Annotated in this window: 18 protein-coding genes (1 of these 18 cut by a window edge); 5 read left to right on the forward strand and 13 right to left on the reverse strand. The window is 60.0% G+C overall.

Features of this window, described 5'->3' with window-relative positions:
* Positions 1 to 26: 26 nt before the first annotated feature.
* On the reverse strand, positions 27 to 407 hold the full coding sequence (locus CK911_RS19165; protein ID WP_098971955.1) for a hypothetical protein: 381 nt from the start codon (positions 405 to 407) through the stop codon (positions 27 to 29).
* Positions 408 to 592: 185 nt separating this feature from the next.
* Between CK911_RS19165 and CK911_RS19170 the strand changes: the two genes are divergently transcribed.
* Positions 593 to 2,035 carry a bifunctional NUDIX hydrolase/phosphatase PAP2 family protein gene (locus tag CK911_RS19170; protein ID WP_098971957.1) on the forward strand — a complete coding sequence of 481 codons (1,443 nt, stop codon included), beginning with the start codon at positions 593 to 595 and terminating at the stop codon, positions 2,033 to 2,035.
* Complete coding sequence (gene ydiK / locus CK911_RS19175; RefSeq protein WP_172954063.1) at positions 2,032 to 3,117, forward strand: AI-2E family transporter YdiK; 1,086 nt, start codon at positions 2,032 to 2,034, stop codon at positions 3,115 to 3,117. Before CK911_RS19170 ends, ydiK begins: the two co-directional genes overlap by 4 nt.
* A gap of 324 nt (positions 3,118 to 3,441) precedes the next feature.
* Here the strand turns inward: ydiK and CK911_RS19180 are convergent, their stop codons facing one another.
* From CK911_RS19180 to CK911_RS19205, 6 genes are all read right to left on the reverse strand, one after another.
* Complete coding sequence (locus tag CK911_RS19180) at positions 3,442 to 3,909, reverse strand: GNAT family N-acetyltransferase (RefSeq protein WP_098971960.1); 468 nt, start codon at positions 3,907 to 3,909, stop codon at positions 3,442 to 3,444.
* Positions 3,910 to 4,410: 501 nt separating this feature from the next.
* The gene (locus tag CK911_RS19185; protein WP_253860423.1) at positions 4,411 to 5,499 is read right to left on the reverse strand and encodes an SEFIR domain-containing protein; all 1,089 of its coding nucleotides are present in this window, start codon (positions 5,497 to 5,499) and stop codon (positions 4,411 to 4,413) included.
* 332 nt (positions 5,500 to 5,831) lie between these two features.
* Positions 5,832 to 6,968: an agmatine/peptidylarginine deiminase gene (locus CK911_RS19190; protein WP_098972809.1), complete on the reverse strand. Its 1,137-nt coding sequence runs from the start codon at positions 6,966 to 6,968 to the stop codon at positions 5,832 to 5,834.
* A gap of 17 nt (positions 6,969 to 6,985) precedes the next feature.
* A complete protein-coding gene (locus tag CK911_RS19195) occupies positions 6,986 to 8,104 on the reverse strand; it encodes an extracellular solute-binding protein (RefSeq protein ID WP_098971964.1) in 1,119 nt (372 codons plus the stop codon).
* On the reverse strand, positions 8,101 to 9,018 hold the full coding sequence (gene aguB, locus CK911_RS19200; RefSeq protein ID WP_301337406.1) for an N-carbamoylputrescine amidase: 918 nt from the start codon (positions 9,016 to 9,018) through the stop codon (positions 8,101 to 8,103). Before aguB ends, CK911_RS19195 begins: the two co-directional genes overlap by 4 nt.
* A gap of 77 nt (positions 9,019 to 9,095) precedes the next feature.
* Positions 9,096 to 10,148, reverse strand: coding sequence for an agmatine/peptidylarginine deiminase (locus CK911_RS19205; protein ID WP_098971968.1), 1,053 nt, complete (start codon positions 10,146 to 10,148; stop codon positions 9,096 to 9,098).
* Between the two features lie 115 nt (positions 10,149 to 10,263).
* On the opposite strand from CK911_RS19205, the gene CK911_RS19210 reads away from it, so the two are divergent.
* Both CK911_RS19210 and dhaR read left to right on the forward strand, forming a co-directional pair.
* The gene (locus tag CK911_RS19210) at positions 10,264 to 11,163 is read left to right on the forward strand and encodes a LysR family transcriptional regulator (protein WP_098971971.1); all 900 of its coding nucleotides are present in this window, start codon (positions 10,264 to 10,266) and stop codon (positions 11,161 to 11,163) included.
* Positions 11,164 to 11,312: 149 nt separating this feature from the next.
* Complete coding sequence (gene dhaR, locus CK911_RS19215; protein WP_098972811.1) at positions 11,313 to 13,223, forward strand: dihydroxyacetone kinase operon transcriptional regulator DhaR; 1,911 nt, start codon at positions 11,313 to 11,315, stop codon at positions 13,221 to 13,223.
* A 93-nt stretch (positions 13,224 to 13,316) separates the two neighbouring features.
* On the opposite strand, the gene CK911_RS19220 is transcribed toward dhaR, so the two are convergent.
* From CK911_RS19220 to dhaK, 4 genes are all read right to left on the reverse strand, one after another.
* The gene (locus CK911_RS19220) at positions 13,317 to 14,399 is read right to left on the reverse strand and encodes a glycerol dehydrogenase (RefSeq protein ID WP_098971973.1); all 1,083 of its coding nucleotides are present in this window, start codon (positions 14,397 to 14,399) and stop codon (positions 13,317 to 13,319) included.
* Between the two features lie 145 nt (positions 14,400 to 14,544).
* Positions 14,545 to 15,261, reverse strand: a complete 717-nt coding sequence (gene dhaM / locus CK911_RS19225; protein ID WP_098971975.1) for a dihydroxyacetone kinase phosphoryl donor subunit DhaM — start codon at positions 15,259 to 15,261, stop codon at positions 14,545 to 14,547.
* A 1-nt stretch (position 15,262) separates the two neighbouring features.
* Positions 15,263 to 15,892 (reverse strand): dihydroxyacetone kinase subunit DhaL, encoded by a 630-nt coding sequence (dhaL, locus tag CK911_RS19230; protein ID WP_098971977.1) that lies wholly within the window; start codon positions 15,890 to 15,892, stop codon positions 15,263 to 15,265.
* A gap of 15 nt (positions 15,893 to 15,907) precedes the next feature.
* Complete coding sequence (gene dhaK / locus CK911_RS19235) at positions 15,908 to 16,978, reverse strand: dihydroxyacetone kinase subunit DhaK (protein WP_098971979.1); 1,071 nt, start codon at positions 16,976 to 16,978, stop codon at positions 15,908 to 15,910.
* A 335-nt stretch (positions 16,979 to 17,313) separates the two neighbouring features.
* Here dhaK and CK911_RS21670 point away from each other — a divergent pair, with 335 nt between their 5' ends.
* The gene (locus CK911_RS21670; protein WP_005336040.1) at positions 17,314 to 17,502 is read left to right on the forward strand and encodes a hypothetical protein; all 189 of its coding nucleotides are present in this window, start codon (positions 17,314 to 17,316) and stop codon (positions 17,500 to 17,502) included.
* A 72-nt stretch (positions 17,503 to 17,574) separates the two neighbouring features.
* On the opposite strand, the gene rluA is transcribed toward CK911_RS21670, so the two are convergent.
* Both rluA and rapA read right to left on the reverse strand, forming a co-directional pair.
* Positions 17,575 to 18,231, reverse strand: coding sequence for a bifunctional tRNA pseudouridine(32) synthase/23S rRNA pseudouridine(746) synthase RluA (gene rluA, locus CK911_RS19245; protein WP_098971982.1), 657 nt, complete (start codon positions 18,229 to 18,231; stop codon positions 17,575 to 17,577).
* A gap of 115 nt (positions 18,232 to 18,346) precedes the next feature.
* Positions 18,347 to 20,015 carry the 3' portion of an RNA polymerase-associated protein RapA gene (gene rapA / locus CK911_RS19250; RefSeq protein WP_098971984.1) on the reverse strand. 1,199 nt of this gene lie beyond the right edge of the window, so 1,669 of the gene's 2,868 nt are visible here — the last part of the coding sequence; its start codon lies off the right edge, out of view; the stop codon is at positions 18,347 to 18,349.

Here is a 20,015-nt window from a genome sequence, read left to right on the forward strand (position 1 = left end):
CTCACATCAATCGACCACGGATGGGATTAGAAGTGATCCTGCTGATCTGGCTTCTTCTGGTCGTGCGGGCCTTCGCTGTGAGCGATGGCGGTGCGGATCAGGTCAACCCCGGCGCGGATAATCAGCACCCCCATGTTGACCAGCTTGACGCAGACCCACATGAAGGTAATGAGCAGGATCAGCTTGAGCACGGTCTGGAAGGCTTCCAGGAAGTTCTGCTCCAGCTGGGCGGTGAGGCCGTTGGCGCTGGTCATCAGCCAGGTGTAAACCTCGCGCACAAACGGGATGCGGCTTGGCATCTCCAGTACATCCAGTGCGGCAGGGAGCGCCTGGAAGATGACGATGCTGCCGAACAGTATCAAAATGACACCGATGGCGATGCCGAGGAAAAAGCCGAACTGTCTCATGGAGGGCTCCAGCGTTTGCTGCATGAAATTGAAGATAGGCGCCAATAGTAGGGAGTGCTCTGCTTCATCGCAATCTTCCGTGCACCGCCATCGCGGTGGGAACGGCGGCGATCCGGCCGCTACCATTGCCCAACTATCTGATTTCTGGGAGGCTTGTCGCCATTACGCATAGGGAAAGCAAATTGATGTCGAGAACCCTCTTTTTACTGTTGCTGACGCTGATTGCCGCTGCGCCAGCCTTGAGTGCCGAGCCTGCTGCACCCACGGCGGCGGCCTGTGCCATCCGTCATCAGGATCAGTTGTTGCTGGTGCAGGATCGCATCTCCTCCCGCTACAGCCTGAGCGGTGGCTATATCGATGGTGGCGAGAGCCCGCAACAGGCGGCGCTGCGCGAACTCCACGAAGAGACCGGCTTGCAGGGGGAGGTGGTGCAGGAGCTGGGCCGCTGGCAGCGAGCGGTTATCTTCGCCTGCCGCACCCTTGAGCCCATCATCGCGCAGCGAAATACAGCCGCGCAGCGAAATACAGCCGCGCAGCGCAATTCAGCCGCCCAGCAGGGTTCCGGTTTTGTCTCCATCCTGAAGGCTCCCAATCTGGGTGGGGAGATCCTCAACGCCCGGCTGATCGCCATCGACCAGCTCCCCCGCGAGCAGCGCCGCTTCCCGGATCAGCTCGACTGGCTGCAATCCCGGCTGGATAAGGTGCCCGAGAGCGAGGTGCGCTGGCAGGCCGATTTTGTGGCGCAGGGCAGCGTGCTGCATCAAACCGAGATCCCGCTGATAATGCGCGTGCAGCAGTGGCTGGGGCCCGATGTCTGGTGGCTGTCGGTCAGCAATCTGTTTGGTTCAGGCGGCTTTCAGCTTGCCCTGATACCTTTGCTGCTCCCGCTGCTGGGGTGGCCGCGGTTGCGCCAGCTGCTGTTTGCCATGCTGTGGCTTGGGCTGCTGGTGCAAGCGGGCAAGGAGGGGATCGGCTGGCCGCGCCCCTTCCATCTGCAACCACTGCTGGCAACCCAGAGTGCCCAAGGTTTTGGCATGCCGAGCGGCCATACCGCCTCGGCGCTGCTGTTTTGGGGCGCGCTGCTTTGCTGGCTGTGGCCGACCCACCGCTGGCGGGCGATCTCGCTGGCTCTGCTGTTGGCGCTGGTCACCGGTCTGGCGCGGGTCTGGCTCGGGGTGCACTTTATCTCTGATGTGGCGGCGGGGCTGCTGATTGGCGGCTTGTTACTGGCCGCTCGCCCCTGCTGGCGACTGGATGGGCGAGTGGCAGGCTGGCTGCTACTGATTGCAACCAGCCTGCTGATCGCGGGCTGGGTACAGTCGGCTCATCTGGCCGGAATTGGGCTGGCCGCATTTGGCCTCTGGCTTGGTGGTCTGGCGCCCTTGCCCCGTGATGGTCATTCGCCGCTGTTGACCGGTGGTGTGACGTTGGCGGGGGGCGCCGTGATCGGTGCCATGCTGTGGGGGTTGCCGCTGCTGACCAGCAGTTCGCTCACTATCCTGATCGGCCAGTTATCGCTCTTTTTCGGGCTGGGGCTCTGGTTGAGCGCTGGCCTCTGGTGGATACTCTCTTTCTTGAAAAACGACTCACGACCCAAGGGCAAATGCCCGAACAAGGGAATTTTATGAATGTGAAAAAAGTGGATTTGGCCAAGATAACCCTGGGGGTGCTATTTATCAGCATCCTCATTATCTCTTGCTTCATGGTGTTGCAACCTTTCCTGCCTGCGCTGGTGTGGGCCACCATGATCACCATCGCCACCTGGCCATTGATGTTGATGATGCAGCGGCTGCTGTGGGGCAAGCGTTCGCTGGCCGCGCTGTTTATGACGCTGGTGCTGCTGCTGATATTTGTTATCCCGCTCTTTATGACTCTGGCCAATGTGGCGGAGAAGGCGCCCATGCTGATCGAGCTGGGCACCCATATCAGCCAGTCACCGCCCCCCGAGTTGCTCTGGTTGCAGCAGATCCCGCTGGTAGGTACCAAGTTGTATGAGTTCTGGCAGCAGATCCTGGCGAGCGGTGGTCAGGTGCTGTTTGCCAAGCTGACTCCTTACTTTGGTCAGACCGCCCGTTGGTTGGCCTCTCAGGCTGGCAATCTGGGGCTGCTGTTCGTCCACTTCCTGCTGACGGTGGGTATCTGCGGCGTGCTCTATCACTCCGGTGAAGTGGTGGCGACCGGTATTCGCCGCTTTGCCCACCGACTGGCGGGCGAGCGTGGTGACAATGCTACCGTGCTCGCTTCACAGGCGATCCGTGCCGTGGCGATGGGGGTGGTGGTAACTGCGCTGGTGCAATCCTCGGTAGCCGGTGTCGGTCTGCTGATTGCAGGCATTCCTTACGCCATGGTGCTGGTGGTGGTGATGTTCCTGCTGATCGTCGCCCAGATCGGCCCCTTCCCGGTGCTGATGGCCAGCGTTGGCTATCTCTACTGGAGCGGCGACACCACCTGGGGCACCTTCCTGCTGGTGTGGTCACTGATTGCCGGCACCATGGACAACTTCCTGCGCCCCTTCCTGATCAAGCGTGGCGCCGACCTGCCGCTCATCCTGATCCTGGTGGGTGTGATCGGCGGCTTGCTGACCATGGGGATCATCGGCCTCTTTATCGGCCCCGTGGTGCTGGCGGTGGGGTACACCCTGCTGGATGCCTGGATCAAGGAAGATGACCAACCGGCGGCCGCCGTTGCTGCGCCGCCCAAGGCCGAGTGACGATTCAGCCATCAATCGTTGATGCAAAGAGCCGCCCATCGGGCGGCTCTTCTGTTTTTGGCGATCGTGTCAGGCTGGCTGATCTGCGCAAACCGGCATTCACCACATAGTACCGTCCCATGTAGGTTCGATTAGCGAAGCGTAATCGGACGATCGAGAGGCCGCCGTCCCGGTGTTTCCGTGAGTCAGCGGCATCTGTCAGAGGGGCAATGCGGGTGACCGTTATCGCGGGAGAACCCATTTACGCAAACGTCCGATTACGCCTTGCGGCTAATCGAACCTACAGGGTGGCTATACGGCGGTTTGCTCAGGAAGGCGGATTTTCTAATTTAAGCCTATCTTTTTTGACATATTGTAGCCAGAAATGGCAAAGCCAACATCTTGATACAGTTTTAACGCTCTTTGATTTTGGTACGCTACTCGTAATTTAATTTGTTCAATCCCAATCGATGTTAATTTTGATTCAAACGCAGAAATTGCCAATTTCCCATAACCATTATTGCGACGATTTGAGAAAATGAAGAAGTCATAAATAAACGTGGATTTATCATCGGCGTTAATCGAATGCCACAAATAACCAACTAATTCTGAATCTGATTCGATGCACAATAATTCATGCTTATCAGTTTTCAAGCCATTAGGAAAGCTACGAAGAAGTTCCTGATTAGCTAATTCGATCGCTCTATCTATTGAGTGGCCATAATTTTGAGCTATTTCACGGCTGTAATCATCAATAAAATAATCGCAATACGCTGGATATTCACTTGCGGTCATGGGTCTGAGCTTAATCATGTCTAATCCTTTAAAGCGAGATAATGCTATATTAATGGGTGAGCTGCGCTGCCACCTAACCTAAACCATTGCACCGTAAACAAAAAAACCAACCTTACACCGAAAATGCCAAGCGTTGCGAATCATTCTGAAATGCTTTGCTATGTTGGCGTGAGTTTTGCGAAACATAATATCGATAAAAAAGGACATCCACCTTGGCCGTGCTGGCGATACAGTGGCTTTCTCAGGAAAGTGGGTGTCCTAATTTTACGGTTGTCTCCGTGAGTCAGCGGTGGCCTGCCAGAGGGACAATGTGGGTGGCCGTTATCGCGGGAGAATCAATTCACGCGAACGTCCGATTACGCCTGACGGCTAATCGAAACTACGGGCTAACTACGGGCTAACTACGGGCTAACTATGGCTTCGTTGGCCACCGATGGCTCCTATGGGAGAAAGATATAACACTCCACTAACCGGAATTTTATGAGCGGAGCGAGTAAAATTTCCGAGTGAAGTGGCTTGTTATTTTTTCCCAATCTTACCAAAAACGATATAATCTTCATCATTTTTATCTTTGATTACTTCATTTTTTGTTCGGAAGAAAACCTTATTTTTTTGTATTAAGTTTGAGAGTGACGGTTGAAGCTGACCATTTTTAGTAACTACATTGGTAATGAAGAAGGTTTTAAAGTGACCGTATGAATGTTTAAATACTGTAAGGCTGCTAGGGTCACTTGGTGGGTTCATTTCTTGAATTCTGGAGATAGTAACTAACAATGAAGATTTTTTTTCCATTCCATAGTTATCAAGCTTATCTACCAGGACATCTCTAGATGAGCCAAAATGCACCTTATAATCTCTAGGTGCTTTTTTGGAAATCCCCTCAATAAAACTCAGTCGAATCTCTTCTTTTGAGTCAGTATCGCCAAAATCCTTCTTCAAGTTGCTGAAGATTTTTTCACCAGCTTCTTCATTAGCAAACATAAAGCATGCAATTGGAGGTTCTCTTAGGCTAGGATCTGAAACAAAAGCCATTCCTGACCATTTAGCCTCATTCCAAAGTTCGACATCAATGATTGAACTAATAAACATTGATTTTCGTTCTTTCGGATCTAACTCTTCAACTTTCTCTTCAATCGGTGCTGCTTCACCCAATGGCGGACGTTTAGATTTACTAGCGCCACGCAATCTATCAATTAAGCGTTGCTTATTAGAATCACCATCAAGTTGATAATATGTATACGGCTGCAATGGAAGTGGTATATATTTCTTATCCTTACCATCAAATATAATGGGGATGAATTTTGTGTTGTTGGTGCTCATTCCATACAATTGTTGCAGTATAAGAGAGCTTTCCCACTTAACACCCAGACCATCATCATTTCCTGCAAAGTCGTTTGCTCTTTCATAAAAAAGCTTCGAACAACAAATTAGAACAAAGTCAGCTTGCTGAACTTGCCTCATCATCCATTTAGGCCATCCTTCAGCAGGTGCCTCTTCATACTGATCTATTTCTGAGTCTACACCTTTACTTCTGAGTAAGTTGGAGAATTCAAGAACGTTGTTTGCTAGCTCTATAGATTCGTGAGCATAACTAATGAAAACTTTCACTGCCAATTTGCACTCTCCAAATTAATAATACGATACTGCCTTGTAAATCTAACAGTGATTAGATGGAAGGCGCTACTAATCCATTAATAGAGCCTTCCATATAACTCCGGTTAGCCCTGCTTTTCGCTGCTAAGCAAAAATACACTTCTGGGGCGGCAATGAAAAGTGCCACATGGCCTCGACGTTGTGAACAGGTCAGGAGTGTGAGCGGGGCAACGTCTTATCTGGCGTAGCTGGCCAAGTGTCTGGCGGTGAGTCTGGGGAATGGAATAGGGGAGCTGGAAGAAATAACCCGGGGCGTTGCAACGCCCCGGGTTATCGGTAGGGGAGGGTCAGGCGGGTTGGTGGAGGGTGATGCAATGAATGCCGCCACCACCGGCGGCTACCGGGTCAATATTGATCTGCACCACCTTACGGCCGGGGTAGAGCTTGGCCAGCAGATCGTGGCAGTAGCGGTCGGCGGCCTTGTCGCCAAACTCGGGGGCGATCACCGCGCCATTGATCGGCAGATAGTTGATATAACCGGCGGCAAAGTCGCGGCTGCGGCTAAAGCGGTTGTCCCGCACATCGAGTGGTGGCGGCAGCACATGCAGCTCCAGCTTGTTGCCGTCTGCATCGGTGGCCTGCTTGAGGATGGCCAGATGCTGGCGGGTCACCTGGTAGTCGTGGGATGCCGGGTCGTTGTCCATATTGACCACCACCACCCCGGGACGGACAAAGCGGGCATAGAAGTCGACGTGGGCATCGGTGATGTCCTTGCCCTTGATGCCCGGTAGCCAGATGATTTTGCGCAGCCCCAGATTGGCTTTCAGCTCCGCCTCCAGTTGCGCCTTGCTCACTCCCGGGTTGCGGTTGCTGTTGAGCCAGCAGCTCTCGGTCATGATGCCGGTGCCGTTGCCATCCACCTCGATGCCGCCCCCCTCGCCAGTCAGCTTGCTCTGGAGATAGTGGGCATCCGCCTGCTGGCTGACCAGCTCGGCTACCCCCGCATCCTGTTCGTGCTCCTGCTTGTCGCCCCAGCCGTTGAAGTTGAAATCCACCAGCCCCAGCTCCCCTTCGCCGTTCTGGACGAAGACCCCGCCGGTATCCCGCAGCCAGATATCGTCCAGCTCGGCAACGATAAAGCGGGTGTTCTGCTCGCCACAAAGCTTGCGGGCCAGCGCCTCTTCCTCTTCGCGGCAGAGCACGCTCACCTTGGTGTAAGGGGTCATGGCTTTAACCAGCCGCCCTATGGTGGCCTGCACCTCTTTGTAGTCGCGGCCCCAGATGTCGGCGCTGGCAGCAAAGGCGACCCAGACCTGCGCCTGAGGGGCGGCTTCATCGGGCATATGGAACGGCTCGCCGCTGGCGGTGACTGCGCTCTCATCTGCATTGTCGCTGGCCGCGTGGGCCTTGCCCGGCAGATTGCCGAGCCCGGCCAGTACGCCGATGGCCGCCAGCTGTTTCAATACGTTGCGTCGGGATGGCATGAAAAACTCCTTATGATTCATAGGCTGCTCTTGAAGCGAGTCCAGGCTCGCATGCGGGCACGCATCTCTGGTTGCGATATATCCTGGCCCGGGATGAGCCGCTGATAGGTGGCGTCATCCAGATAGATATCCGGGTTGCCGGTCATGGTGGCATCGACCAGCGACCTTGCTTTGGCACTGGCGGTGGGATAGCCGGTGCTGTTGGTGATGGCTGCCATGTTGGCCGGGCGCATCACGAAATTGATAAAGGCATAGGCGTATTCAGGATGGGCGGCATCGGTCGGGATCGCCATGGTATCCATCCAGATAGTGCTCCCTTCTTTGGGTAAACGGTACTCGAACTGCGCTGTTTTTCCTGCCTCGGCGGCGCTGCGGCTGGCTTGCGTCATGTCACCGCTATAACCGAGTGAGAGGCAGAGATCGCCGTTGACCAGCTGGGTCACCGGCTGGGACTGGAATTTGCGGATATGGGGCTTGAGCCCCTTGAGCAGCGCCAGTGCGGCATCCAGATCCTCGGCTTTGCCACTGCGGGGTTCACGCCCCAGATAGTTCAGCACCACCGCCAGTACCTCGTCGGGGGAGTCGATGATGGAGATGCCGCAGTCGGCAAATTTTGCCGCCAGTTCGGGCTTGAACAGCATGTCGAGACTGTTGACCGGGGCATCCGCCATCCTCTGCTTGATCATTCCGGCGTTGTAGGTGAGCCCTATGGTGCCCCAGGTGTAGGGCACCACCGCATCCCGTGAACGGGGATAGGCTTGCTGGATCCGCAGCAAGCCCGGCTCGATGTCGGCCAGATGCTGCAACTTGCTCTTGTCGAGGGGTTGCAGGCTGCCAGCGCGCATCAACCGCTCCGCCACTGTATCGCCGGGGAAGATCAGGTCATAACCGCTGCGACCGGCCATCAGCTTGGCTTCCAGGGTTTCGCTGCTGTCCATGACGTCATAGATGACCCGGATCCCGGTCTCTTTGGTAAAGGCGCTGAGGGTATCGGGGGCGAAATAGTCGGCCCAGTTGTAGAGGCGCAGCACTTTCTCGGCCGATTGCTCTTGATCGAGCTCTTCTGCCGCGATGGCGGTGCCGTTACACAAGATGGCCGTGAGCAGGGCCAGCGTGGGGGATAATTTGCGTGTCATGTCCGGACTCCTCTGTGGTTGCCCGCCATTTGGCTGTGATGGCCATCCAAACTCAGCAAGGCGCCATACATCTCGGGGCGGCGATCCCGATAGATGCCCCAGCTCATGCGCTCTTCTGCCATGGCGGCGAGATCCAGCTCCTGCACCAGCACGCCGGGGGTGGTCCTGTCCGCCTCGGCGAGCAGCGCCCCCTTGTGGTCGGTGATAAAAGAGGAGCCGTAGAACGCCATCTGTAGGGTGGGATCTGTGGTTGCCACTTCGTTGCCAATCCGGTTGGCGGCTATCACCGGCATGATGTTGGCGGCGGCATGGCCGCGCTGGGTCAGCTGCCAGTGATCGCGGGAGTCGAGATAGGCAGCCCCAGGCTCCGAGCCGATGGCGGTGGGATAGAGCAGCAGCTCTGCGCCCTGCAAGGCCATGCTGCGTGCCGCCTCCGGGAACCACTGATCCCAGCAGATGCCGACGCCGATGCGCCCGGCAGCACACTCCCAGACCCGAAAGCCGGTATCGCCGGGGCTGAAGTACTCCTTCTCCTGATAGCCGATGGCATTGGGAATATGGGTCTTGCGATAGACCCCCAGCAGCTTGCCGTCGGCATCCGCCAGTGCCAGCGAGTTGAAGAAGGCGTTACCGGCCCGCTCGAACCAGCTGATGGGCAGCACGACGCCCAGCTCGCGAGCCAGTGCCGAGAAGCGGCGCAGTACCCAGCTCTGTTCGAACGACTCAGCCAGTGCCAGATGGCCGTGGTGCTGCTCGATGCAGAAGTAGGGGGTGGCAAACAGCTCTTGCAGCAGGATAAGACCCGCCCCCTTGGCGGCGGCTTCCCGCACCAGACTCTCCGCCATGTCGAGATTGCGTGGCAGATCCCAGCTGCAGGCAAACTGGGTCGTTGCCACAACGATGTTACTCATCAGCTCTTCCTCCCTGAATGCCAGCCAGCACCCTGCAACGGGCAAACTGGGTGGTCGCGACGGTGATTCTGCTCATCGTCTTATCCTTTTACCGGCCATGCCGGTTGTTGCTGGGTGATGCAGTGGATACCGCCGCCGCCGTGTGCCAGCTGGTTGATCTGCACCGGTACCACCTCCCGCTGCGGGAAGGCGCGCTGCAGCACTGCTGCTGCTTCCCGGTCGCTGGCCACGCCATAGGCGGGCATGATGATGGCGCCGTTGGCGATGTAGAAGTTGGTGTAGGAGGCACAAAAGACCTCGGCCTCTGCATCGATGGCCTCGCTGGCTTCGTAGAGATCCTGCAGCTCGAACGTGCGCCCTCTGGCATCGGTGGTCAGCATCAGGGCGCGGCGGTTCTCCCTGACGATGCGGGCATAGGTCGAGCTGGTATCGCGAGTGGCATCCACCAGCAGCTGGCCGGGGCGACTGAAGGCACAGATTCCATCCACATGGCCATCGGTCATGTCGCCGGTGACATGGTCGGGATCCCCCGGCAGCCAGATGGTCTTCTCTATGCCGAGCATGCGACTGAAGATCTGCTCGATCTCGCCCTTGCTGATCCCCGGGTTGCGATTGCTGTTGAGCAGCACAGATTCGGTGGTGATCAGGGTGCCTTCACCATCCACATGGATGGCGCCCCCCTCGTTGGCCAGAAAGCTGCCGATGGTATCGAGCTCCAGGCTGTTGAGGATACGGCGGGCCAGCCCTTCATCGAGCGGGTGGGCCGATTTTCCGCCCCAGGCGTTGAAGCGCCAGCTCACCCCGGCGCTGCCGAGTTCAGGGTGGCAGATAAAGGTGGGGCCGGAGTCGCGGCACCAGCTGTCATCCACCGCAATGGGGACAAGGGTCACCCGCTGGTCACAGAGCGCGCGCGCCTCGGCCAGCGCGGAAGGGTCGACCACCAGCTTGACCGGCTCGAACCGGACGATGGCATTGACCACCCGGGCGAAGTCCTGTTGCACCCCGGCCAAGGTGACGCCCCAGCCTGACTCCCACAGCGCCTTGTTGTGGGGCCAGACCATCCAGGTCGCTGCGTGCTGACACCATTCGGCGGGCATAAACCAGCCCTTTGCCACGATTCCCTGTTCCCGCATATCACCACCCTGATTAGGTACTATTAAGATTGCTGATGATGGGAATAGACTATTCCCGCAAGCTATGGCGAACAAACGATCAATTTTCCGTAAAAGTGATAAGTGGAGCTAATCAATGGTGTTCAAGCAGTGGCCCCCGCTCAACGTGTTGCGGGGCTTTGAGGCGGCGGCCAGACTCGGCAGTTTTCATCAGGCGGCGCAGGAGCTACACCTGACCCAATCCGCCATCAGCCAGCAGATCCGCTCGCTGGAGGAGCTGCTTGGCCAGCCGTTGTTTCACCGGCAGGGGCGCTCGGTCGCGCTGACCGATGCGGGGCAGGATCTGCTGGAGACCACCCAGAGCGTGCTGTTGCAGCTGGCGATGGGGATCCAGCGGCTGGAGCAGTACCGCAAACCGAATCAGCTGGTGCTCAACACCAGCACCGCCATCGCCCGCCACTGGCTGCTGCCGCGATTGGGGGAGTTTCATCGGCTGCATCCCGATATCGATCTTTGGCTGTTTACCAGCGACGAAGAGCCCGACATGGCGGAGCAGACCATCGATCTCGCCCTGCGCTGGGATCTCGCGCCGCAGGCCGAGTGTCGCCATCAGCACATGGTGGCAGATCGCTTGCTGCCGGTGGCCACGCCTGCGGTACTGGCACAGCCTGCGGCAGAGCGCACCACCCTGCACGGTGAGCGGGCGCTGGATTGGCATCACTGGACGCTCAAGGGGGGAGAGGATCTGCAACTGCAAACCCGGGGGCTCAACTTCTCCGATCCCGGCCTGCTGCTGGAGGCGGCCAGCGCCGGACTCGGCGTGGCGCTGGTGAGCGAGCTGCTCTCCCGTCCCGTCCGTCAGCAGGGGCAGCTGTTGCCGCTCTCTGCCCATCGGGTCAAGGGGCCGCAGTGGGATCTGCTGGTACATCAGGAGAGCGAAGGAATGCCGGAGTGCCGCGCCTTCTGTCACTGGCTCGGCCAGCAATTTGCCGACGGTGAACCCGACCGGGAGGATGACGGGCTTGCCACCCTCTGAGGCAGGTCACTGAATCGGGCGCGCTGGCGTGGTTAAATGGTCGGCTCACATCTTGCCGGATATTGCTGTGACCATGCCATCTGACCTTCAGCCGCTCCTGACTATGGGGATGCCTTCTGGCTGCGTGCTTACTGGATACTGCCGTGACCATGCCATCTGACCTTCAGCATCATCAGCACCTTCAGCCCTGGCCTGACTATCTGCAGGCCTCCTGGCTGCGCTGCGCCCACCAGACCAGCGCCACCCTCTGGCATCCGCCCCACAGCGCCAAGGGTCAGACCTTGCAGAGCCTGCGTCAGCGCAAGCGCGACCTGCTCACCACCGGCGAGATGGCCCTCGAGGATCTCTACGAATTTATGGAGGGGCGCCCCTGCGTCCTGCTGCTCACCGACGAGAGTGGCTGTCTGCTGGCCCGCACCGGCCACCCCGACACGCTGGCGGAGCTGGCGGCGCTGGGGTTTGGCCCCGGTGCCTTTTTCAGCGAGGGGCGCATCGGCACCAATGCCATCAATCTGGCGGCGCTGGAGGGAGTGCCGCTCTGCGTCAGCGGCCCCCAGCACTTCAACCAGACCCTCCACCCGTGGCACAGCTGCGCCAGCCCGGTTTACAACAGCAATGGCCGTCAGGTCGCCATCATCGCGTTGATCTGCAAGGTAGAAGAGGCGAGCGCGGGCGATCTGGCGCTCGCCGTCAGTGCCGGGCGCGAGCTGGCCCATCTGCTGCAGATGGAGACCCTGATGCAGGAGTCCCAGCACCACCTGAGCGAGCTTTACGCCCTGCTCGATGGCATGGATGACGGCGTGCTGGCCTGGGACCCGCAGGGGCGGCTGCGCTACCTCAACGCGCTGGCGGCCAATCGGCTGCGGCTCGATCCCGCGCTCTGTCTCGGCCAGCCGCTGGAGCAGCATCTGCTGCTGCCCCAGCGGTTGCAGTTGGCCATCAGGGGGCAGACGCCGCTCAGCCATGTGGAGGTGACGCTGGAGCGGCTCGGCGCGCAGGAGGGGGAGTTTATCAACGCGCTGGTGAGCCTCAAGCCGCTGCCGGGGCCGGAGGGGGTCAGCTTTATTGCCCTGCTGCACCCGGTTGACCGGCTGCGGGCCATCCACCAGCTGCGCCAGACGGTGCCCGAGCTGTCGGCACTGGTGGGCGAATCGAGCGCCATGCGCAAGCTGCTGCGCTACGCCCGGCAGGCGGCCCAGAGTCAGGGGCCGATCCTGCTGCGCGGCGAAGAGGAGGTGGGCAAGGCCCAGCTGGCGGAAGCGATCCATTTTGGCAGCGAACGGGCCGCCGGGCCGCTCATCACCCTCAACTGTCAGGCGCTGCCGAGCGAGCGAATGGCGCTGGAGCTGATGGGCTCCGATGAGGCGGGGCAGGAGCGGGCGGGCAAGTTCGAACTGGCCCACGGCGGTACGTTGGTGCTGGAGCAGGTGGAGTGTCTCTCTGCCCCCATGCAGGCAGCGCTGCTGCAACTGCTCAAGACCGGCCGCATCCAGCGCTTCGATTCGGCCCGTATCCTGCCGCTCAAGGTGCGGATCATCGCCACCAGCAGCGCCCCGCTGGAACAACTGGTGCAGGAGGGGCTGTTTGGCCGCCAGCTGCTCTATGCCTTGCAGGCGTGCGAGCTGTGGCTGCCGGGATTGCGGGAGCGCGCGGCCGATCTGCCGGGCCTTATCAGCCAGCAGTTGGCGGCGCAGGGGCGCGAGCCGGTGCGCCAGTTCAGCCCGGCGGCCCTAGATTGTCTGCTCGCCTATCCCTGGCCCGGCAATCTGGGGGAGCTGCGCAGCGCGGTCGAGCATGCGCTGCTTCATGCCGGTCAGGGGCCGATCCCGCCCGAGGCGCTGCCCGCCGCCATTCGCCACGGCTATCAGCTGGTGGCGGACGAGGTGGTGGGGCAACCGCTGCTCACGCTGGCTGAGCTGGAGCGGCAAGCCATTTTGCGCTGCGCCCACGCCTGCAAGGGGCAGGTGAGCCAGATGGCCCAGCATCTTGGCATCAGCCGCACCACCCTCTGGCGGCGACTCAAGCTGCTCGAGATCGATCCCGCCGACTATCACGGCTGACGCCACCCTGCGCGTCGCCAACCGGCCTGCAGAAAATGAAACGGCCCCGCAGATGCGGGGCCATGTTATATGGCAAGGTTAGCCGTGGTGCGGTTACAGCCCCAGCTGGTGGGCGGTGACGATGGCCGCCAGCACATCCTCGGCGGTAACCTTGAACGGCATGTTGTGGATGGTCTCCCCTTCGGCGGTAGAGGCTTTGGCCACCGCCATCAGGCGCGCCATGTCCAGCTCCTTGACCCCCATCATATGCAGGTTGGTCGGCAGGCCGATTGAGCGGCAGAAACCCAGCACTGTCTCGATCTCCGCCATCGGCGCGTTCTCCAGCACCAGCTGCACCAGGGTACCGAATGCAACTTTCTCACCGTGATAGAGGTGGTGACACTCGGCGAGCTGGGTCAGGCCATTGTGGATGGCGTGGGCGGCGGCCAGCCCGCTGCTCTCGAAGCCGATACCGCTCAGGTAGGTGTTGGCCTCGATGATGTTCTCCACCGCCTTGGTGCAGAGCCCCTGCTCCACCGCCAGCTTGGCCTTGTAGCCATCGGCCAGCAGGGTCTTGTAGCAGAGCTCGGCGATGGCCTGCGCCGCCAGCGTAGAGGCACCACCGGCCATGGTCTGGCAACCGGAGACCTTGTTGGCGCGCGCCTCGAAGTAGGTGGAGAGCGCATCCCCCATGCCGGAGACCAACAGCCGCACCGGGGCGCGGGAGACCACGCCGGTATCCATGATGACCATGTTGGGGTTGGTCGGAATCATCAGGTATTCGCTGAACTGCCCTTCTGGGGTGTAGATGACCGCCAGCGCGCTGGTGGGCGCATCGGTGGAGGCGATGGTCGGCACTATGACCACCGGCACCTTCTGGTAGAAGGCGACCGACTTGGCGGTATCCAGCGTCTTGCCGCCGCCGATGCCGATGATAACGTCAAACGGCGTCTGGTTGCAGCGAGCCAGCAGGCGGTCGATCTCGGGGCGAGAACATTCGCCGTTGAAACAGTCGAACTCGGGCTTGATGCCCACACCGTGGAAGCTGGTGGCCACGGTATCGCCTACCAGTTTGGTGACGAAGGCGTCGGCCAGAATAAGTGGCTTGGCGCCGAGCGCTTTGACGTAGTTGCCGATATTGGCGAGGGCCCCGTTACCTTGCACGTATTTGCTGGGGCTGATGATGATGCGGTCCATATTCTATCCCTCTCTCTAGTTCATAAGACGTCTTTTGAAACTAACAGGGGCGAAGGGGCGGCTGTGCCGGGGAGTCCTTCGTCTTGAATTGCGCTGCACAGGCTCAGCGAGCGAGTGCAGCGCCTTGAAACAGTGGGGTGCGGCGTCAGTCGCCGAAGCGCTCGGCTGCCAGCTGCTGGAAGCAGGCCAATGCGGCGGTAGCATCCTCCCCGCGCGCCAACAGGGTGAGCATGTCGCCCTGACGCACGTTAAGCATGGTGAGCCGGGTCAGGCTGCGGGGATTGGCCTCTTTATCCCCCTTCTGCAGCTTGAGTTCAGCGGCAAAGGGCTTGAGGGCGGCCACCAGTCGGGCGGCGGGGCGCACATGCAGGCCGTGGGGGTTATCCACCAGCACCTCGCAGCGCAGCCAGCCGTCGTCGGTAACGGGGGCAGTCTCAGTGGCGGCTTGCACCGCACTGGCAGGCAGCATCGCCTGTTTCGGGCCCAGCGCGCCGAGTGCCTCGGCGGCTACCTCATCCAGCGTCATGCCGGAACCGGCCGCCACCACGGCGGCCAGGGAGCCCTCGACCAGCGGGGCGGGGCAGAGCCGCACCCGGGCGCTTAATTCAGGGGGCAGCAGTTCGAGGGCGGTTTCGGCGCTGAGCAGAGCGCTGCCCAAGTCCATCAGCACCAGCACACCGCTGCCGTCGTCCGCTTCTTCAATCGCACTCATCACCGCGATGGCATCGGTGCCGATGGGGTGGTCGGGGTCATCGACCCCGGCCGCCAGCAGCAATCTGGCCGGGCTGCCGAGCTGGTCGGCCAGCGCTTTCAAGCCGGCCGCCAGCATGGCGCTGTGAGAGACAACTACGATTCCGATCATGTCACAACCTCGCTCTGTCACGCAGGGCGGTCAGCAGCAGCAGGGTCGAGGTGGCCCCGGCATCCTGATGGCCTATGCTGCGCTCGCCAAGATAGCTGGCGCGCCCCTTGCGGGCCTGCATCTGGATGGTGGCCTCGGTACCGGCAGCGGCAGCCGCTACCGCCTTGTCCAGCGCATCGTTGAGCGGCAGATCTTGCTGCTGGGCCTGTTGCAGGGCGGCCAGTGCTGGCCACCAGGCGTCGCACATGGTCTTGTCACCCGGCTCGGCACGGCCGCGGGAGACGATCCCCTCGACCCCATCGCTCAGCATTTTGCATAGCTGGCTGAGGCTCAGGCTCTGGCAGGCGTCGGTACTGGCCGCCGCCCGGATAAAGAAGGTGCCGTAGAGCGGGCCGCTGGCGCCACCGACCGAGGAGAGCAACGTCATGCCGGTGGTTTTCAGCACCTGGCCGATGTCTTTGTCTGCCACTGCAGGCAGCTTCTCGGCCACTTTGGTAAAGCCGCGCTGCATGTTGAGGCCGTGGTCGCCATCGCCGATATCGGTATCCAGCGCGGTGAGGTAGTCACGCTGCTCGGTAAAGATGTGTTCGCAGTCGAGCAGCCAGTTGACGATGTGATGTTTGCTTAGCATGAGAGTAAAGGCTCCTTAGCAACCGCGACGCAGGGCGGGGGTGTGAACGGGGGCATCCCACAGGGTCATCAGCTCGTCATCCACCTTGAGCAAGGTGATGGAGATGCCGGTCATGTCGAGGGCGGTGCAGTAGGGGCCGATCAGGTTGCGTACCAGATGGATGCCTGCCGCTTCGCACAGGGTAGCGAGGCGACCATAGACGCCATACAGCTCGGAGATGGGCGTGCCACCCAGACTGTTGACCAGCGCGATGACACGATCGCCCGCATTCAGCGTTTCGATAAAGGTGTGCTCTTCCTGCCAGCTGCCGGAGGCTCTGTCCCAGTGGCGCAGGGTGCGGCCATAAGGGGTGTTGTCAGCCAGCTCGCTGAACATGTCATCCACCAGGGTATTGAGGTCGGTGAAGGGGCGGCGCGCTATGCCCGGCTCGCCGTGGATGCCCACGCCGAACTCCATCTCGTTGTCCGCCAGGGTGAAGGAGGGCTTGCCAGCGGCAGGCACGGTGCAGGCGTGCATGGCGACGCCGATGGTGCGGCTCTGGTTGTTGATGCGACGGGCCAGCGCTTCGCAGCGGGTCAGGTCATAGCCCGCTTCGGCAGCGGCACCGACCAGCTTCTCGCACAGCACGGTCGTGGCAACGCCACGGCGACCGGCGGTATAGAGGCTGTCTTTGACCGCCACGTCGTCATCGATCAGCGAGAAGCCGACCTTGACCCCGTCACCGTGCAGCAGCTCGACCGCGGTCTCGAAGTTGAGCACGTCGCCGGTGTAGTTCTTCACCAGAAACAGCACGCCCGCGCCGCCATCGACCGCCTGACCACACTCGTACATCTGATCCGGGGTCGGGGAGGTAAAAATCTCGCCGGGGCAGGCGCCATCCAGCATCCCTTTGCCCACCAGACCGCCGTGCATCGGCTCGTGGCCGCTGCCACCGCCGGAGACCAGCGCCACCTTGCCCATCACGGGGGAGTCGGCGCGGGTGATGTAGTGGGGTTCGATACGTACCTTGAGCTCGGGGTGGGCGGCTGCCATCCCCATCAGTTGTTCACGGACCACGGCATCGACGGCATTGATCAGTTTCTTCATGGCTCACTCCTTGGCTTGCCACCGCACGGGTGGGCAAATGGTTGATGGAGCCAGTCTAACGGGATAAATCGGGAGAAAAATGACGGCCTATTCGGTTCGGATTTGAAACAGCAGAGAGGGGATCGGCGTTTCAATATGAAACGGCGCGAGGCAAACGGGCGGGAAACTGTTAGCGGCCTCACAGCCATGAAAGGGCTGGCAGGGTGAGAGCCATGGACTATCCACAGTGTGCTAAATCAATCTGGTTGATAGAAAAGCCATTTTCAGATTGTTTTGCATTCAGTACTTATGTTCTGCGCTGGTTGGCCGATACTGTTGAGTGCAGGAGGAACCCTATGGATATATCAAGTTCTGCGAATGCGTCGTTTGGTTCTGCGTTGATGACGGCCAGTCTGGCTAAAAAACAGCAGACTCAAGAGGGCGAAGCTGCGTTGAAGCTGCTGCAAAACGCAGCGCAATCAGCGCCGGTTGCACCGACATCGGCCAGCGCTTCATTGGGAAGCAAGATCGATATTCGTGTCTGACCCTAATGAAAAAGCCCCCATCTCGCGATGGGGGCTTTTTTATATCTGCGATTTGCTTCGCATCCCTTCGGATCAGAGCGGGAAGGGGGCTGGCGCCTCGAAAGTCATCGGTTCGCCACTGCGGGGATGGCTGATGGTCAGCATGGCCGCATGCAGGTAGAGATGGGGTGCCGCCGCCAGCGCATCCGGATGGGCATAGAGGTTGTCACCCAGAATCGGGTGCCCCAGCTCCAGCATATGGACGCGCAGTTGGTGAGAGCGACCCGTGATGGGGGTCAGCTTGATCAGGCTGTTGCCGTTCTCCACCTTCAGTTTTTCCCACAGAGTCAGGGCATGGCGCCCCTCCTCGTGGTCCACCTTCTGTTTCGGGCGGTTGGGCCAGTCGACGCAGAGCGGCAGGTCAACCTGACCCGACTCTGCCTCTGGCTCACCCCACACCCAGGCGAGGTAGTGCTTCTCGGTCTCCCGCTCGCGAAATTGTCGGCTCAGCTCCCGATGAGAATTGGGGTTGAGGGGAATGACAATGACGCCAGTGGTGGACATGTCGAGACGATGGGCTGCCGCCGCCTTGGGGTGTTGCTGTTTCACCCGATGCAGGACGCTGTCTTCATTCTCGGGGCCGCGCCCGGGGACGCTCAGCAGGCCAGTAGGCTTGTTGACCACCATGATGTCCTTGTCCTTGAACAGGATCTCGAGCCAGGGTTCCAGCGGCGGTGAGTATTCAAACATAAATGTCTCGCATCAGAAGGTGGGGGCAAGCCCCCATCAGTTATGGGTAACCACAATCATAAAGGGCATGGCATCCTGCGTGAGCCGGATCAGCGCATGCCTTTTCAGTATCGCGTCAGTTATGGGTGACCACGATAAAGCGGATTGCGTCCAGCTTGAGTTGGGTCTGGTCGATCAGGTGGTGCAATTCTGCCTGCAGATCACGAAGGTAATCCAGTTCGCTGTCGCGCACGCTTGGATTGACCGCCTTGAGCGCTTCCAGACGATCGAGATCCTGCTGCAGGGTCTGCGCCATCTGGGCACGGGCTTTGTCGACAATCACTGCTTTCAACTCTTCGGCAATCGGCTGGCCCTTGCCTATCAGACCGTGAATAACCGGCTGGGATGCAGTCACGAGCTTGCTGCCAAGATGGCGGTTGACCGGGGTCAGCTGGCGGTTGAAGGCATCGAACGCCACCTTCTCGCCCAGATTCTGGCCATTCTTGTCCATCAGCAGACGGATCGGCGTTGGCGGCATGAAGCGGTAGAGCTGGGGGTGAGCCGCAGACTCGGCGACGAAGATCAGCTCAAGCAGGATCGAACCGATGGGCAGCGCCTTGTTCTTGAGCAGGGCAACCGAGGTCGCACCGATCTCGGAGCCCAGGATCAGGTCGATACCGCCGCGCATCATGGGGTGATCCCAGCAGAGCAGCGCCATGTCATCCCGCGACAATGCGGTCGGGCGATCGAAGGTGATGGTCATACCATCCTGCGGCAGGCCCGGGAAGCTGGAGACCAGCATGTGATCCCCCGGGGTCAGCACCAGCGCGTTCTCGCCACGGTCATCCTGATTGACGCCGATCTCGTCGAACATCTTGAGGGCGAAGGAGATCATGCCGGTGTCGCCATCTTCGGCAGCCAGCTTGTCGACCAGCTGCTGGGCGGCGGCGCCACCGCTGGAGTGGATCTCCAGCAGGCGATCGCGACCCTGTTCCAGCCGGGCCTTGAGCGGCTCATGCAGTTCACGGGTTTTGATCAGCAGGGCATCGAGAGTTGCCTGATCGCCAGTGTTGGCGGCCAGCAGCTCGAACAGCTCGTCACGCACCGCCTCGAATACCGGGCGGGCAGTCGGGCAGGTCTGCTCGAACGCATCCAGACCATCGTGATACCAGAGCTGCAGGGCGCGCTGGGCGGTTCCTTCCAGATAAGGGACGTGGATCTCGACGATGTTCTGTTGGCCAATACGATCCAGACGGCCGATACGCTGCTCCAGCAGATCTGGATTGAGGGGCAGATCGAACAGCACCAGATGGCTGGCAAACTGGAAGTTACGACCTTCTGAACCGATCTCGGAGCAGAGCAGCACCTGAGCACCACTCTCTTGCTGGGCGAAATAGGCGGAGGCTTTATCCCGCTCCAGAATGGTCATCCCTTCGTGGAACACGGCACCACGGATCCCTTCACGGGTACGCAACGCCTCTTCCAGCGCAATGGCGGTGGCCGCTTCGGAGCAGATCACCAGCACTTTCTGCTGGCGGGCAGAGAGCAGCAGCTCCAGCAACCACTCGACGCGGGGGTCGAACTGGGTCCAGGTGGCGTTGTCACCTTCGAACTGCTGGAAGATCTTCTCGGGATAGAGGTAGCGCAAGGCGCGGGTCTGCAGATCGCCACCGTTGCCACCCATCATGCCCATCACCTTGATGGCAGTCTTGTACTGCTCCGGTAGCGGCATGGGGTAGACGTTGAGGTGACGCTCGGGGAAGCCCTGAATGTTGGCGCGGCTGTTACGGAACAGCACCCGGCCG

This window comes from Aeromonas sp. CU5 (assembly GCF_002586745.1).
GTDB classification, from domain to species: Bacteria; Pseudomonadota; Gammaproteobacteria; order Enterobacterales; family Aeromonadaceae; genus Aeromonas; species Aeromonas sobria.

Excerpts from the sequence above, each read along its gene's own strand:
- CK911_RS19165 (WP_098971955.1), bottom strand. The coding sequence starts at position 407 with ATGAGACAGTTCGGCTTTTTCCTCGGCATCGCCATCGGTGTCATTTTG.
- CK911_RS19170 (WP_098971957.1), top strand. The coding sequence starts at position 593 with ATGTCGAGAACCCTCTTTTTACTGTTGCTGACGCTGATTGCCGCTGCG.
- ydiK (WP_172954063.1), top strand. The coding sequence starts at position 2,032 with ATGAATGTGAAAAAAGTGGATTTGGCCAAGATAACCCTGGGGGTGCTA.
- CK911_RS19180 (WP_098971960.1), bottom strand. The coding sequence starts at position 3,909 with ATGATTAAGCTCAGACCCATGACCGCAAGTGAATATCCAGCGTATTGC.
- CK911_RS19190 (WP_098972809.1), bottom strand. The coding sequence starts at position 6,968 with ATGCCATCCCGACGCAACGTATTGAAACAGCTGGCGGCCATCGGCGTA.
- CK911_RS19195 (WP_098971964.1), bottom strand. The coding sequence starts at position 8,104 with ATGACACGCAAATTATCCCCCACGCTGGCCCTGCTCACGGCCATCTTG.
- CK911_RS19205 (WP_098971968.1), bottom strand. The coding sequence starts at position 10,148 with ATGCGGGAACAGGGAATCGTGGCAAAGGGCTGGTTTATGCCCGCCGAA.
- CK911_RS19210 (WP_098971971.1), top strand. The coding sequence starts at position 10,264 with ATGGTGTTCAAGCAGTGGCCCCCGCTCAACGTGTTGCGGGGCTTTGAG.
- dhaR (WP_098972811.1), top strand. The coding sequence starts at position 11,313 with ATGCCATCTGACCTTCAGCATCATCAGCACCTTCAGCCCTGGCCTGAC.
- CK911_RS19220 (WP_098971973.1), bottom strand. The coding sequence starts at position 14,399 with ATGGACCGCATCATCATCAGCCCCAGCAAATACGTGCAAGGTAACGGG.
- dhaM (WP_098971975.1), bottom strand. The coding sequence starts at position 15,261 with ATGATCGGAATCGTAGTTGTCTCTCACAGCGCCATGCTGGCGGCCGGC.
- dhaL (WP_098971977.1), bottom strand. The coding sequence starts at position 15,892 with ATGCTAAGCAAACATCACATCGTCAACTGGCTGCTCGACTGCGAACAC.
- dhaK (WP_098971979.1), bottom strand. The coding sequence starts at position 16,978 with ATGAAGAAACTGATCAATGCCGTCGATGCCGTGGTCCGTGAACAACTG.
- CK911_RS21670 (WP_005336040.1), top strand. The coding sequence starts at position 17,314 with ATGGATATATCAAGTTCTGCGAATGCGTCGTTTGGTTCTGCGTTGATG.
- rluA (WP_098971982.1), bottom strand. The coding sequence starts at position 18,231 with ATGTTTGAATACTCACCGCCGCTGGAACCCTGGCTCGAGATCCTGTTC.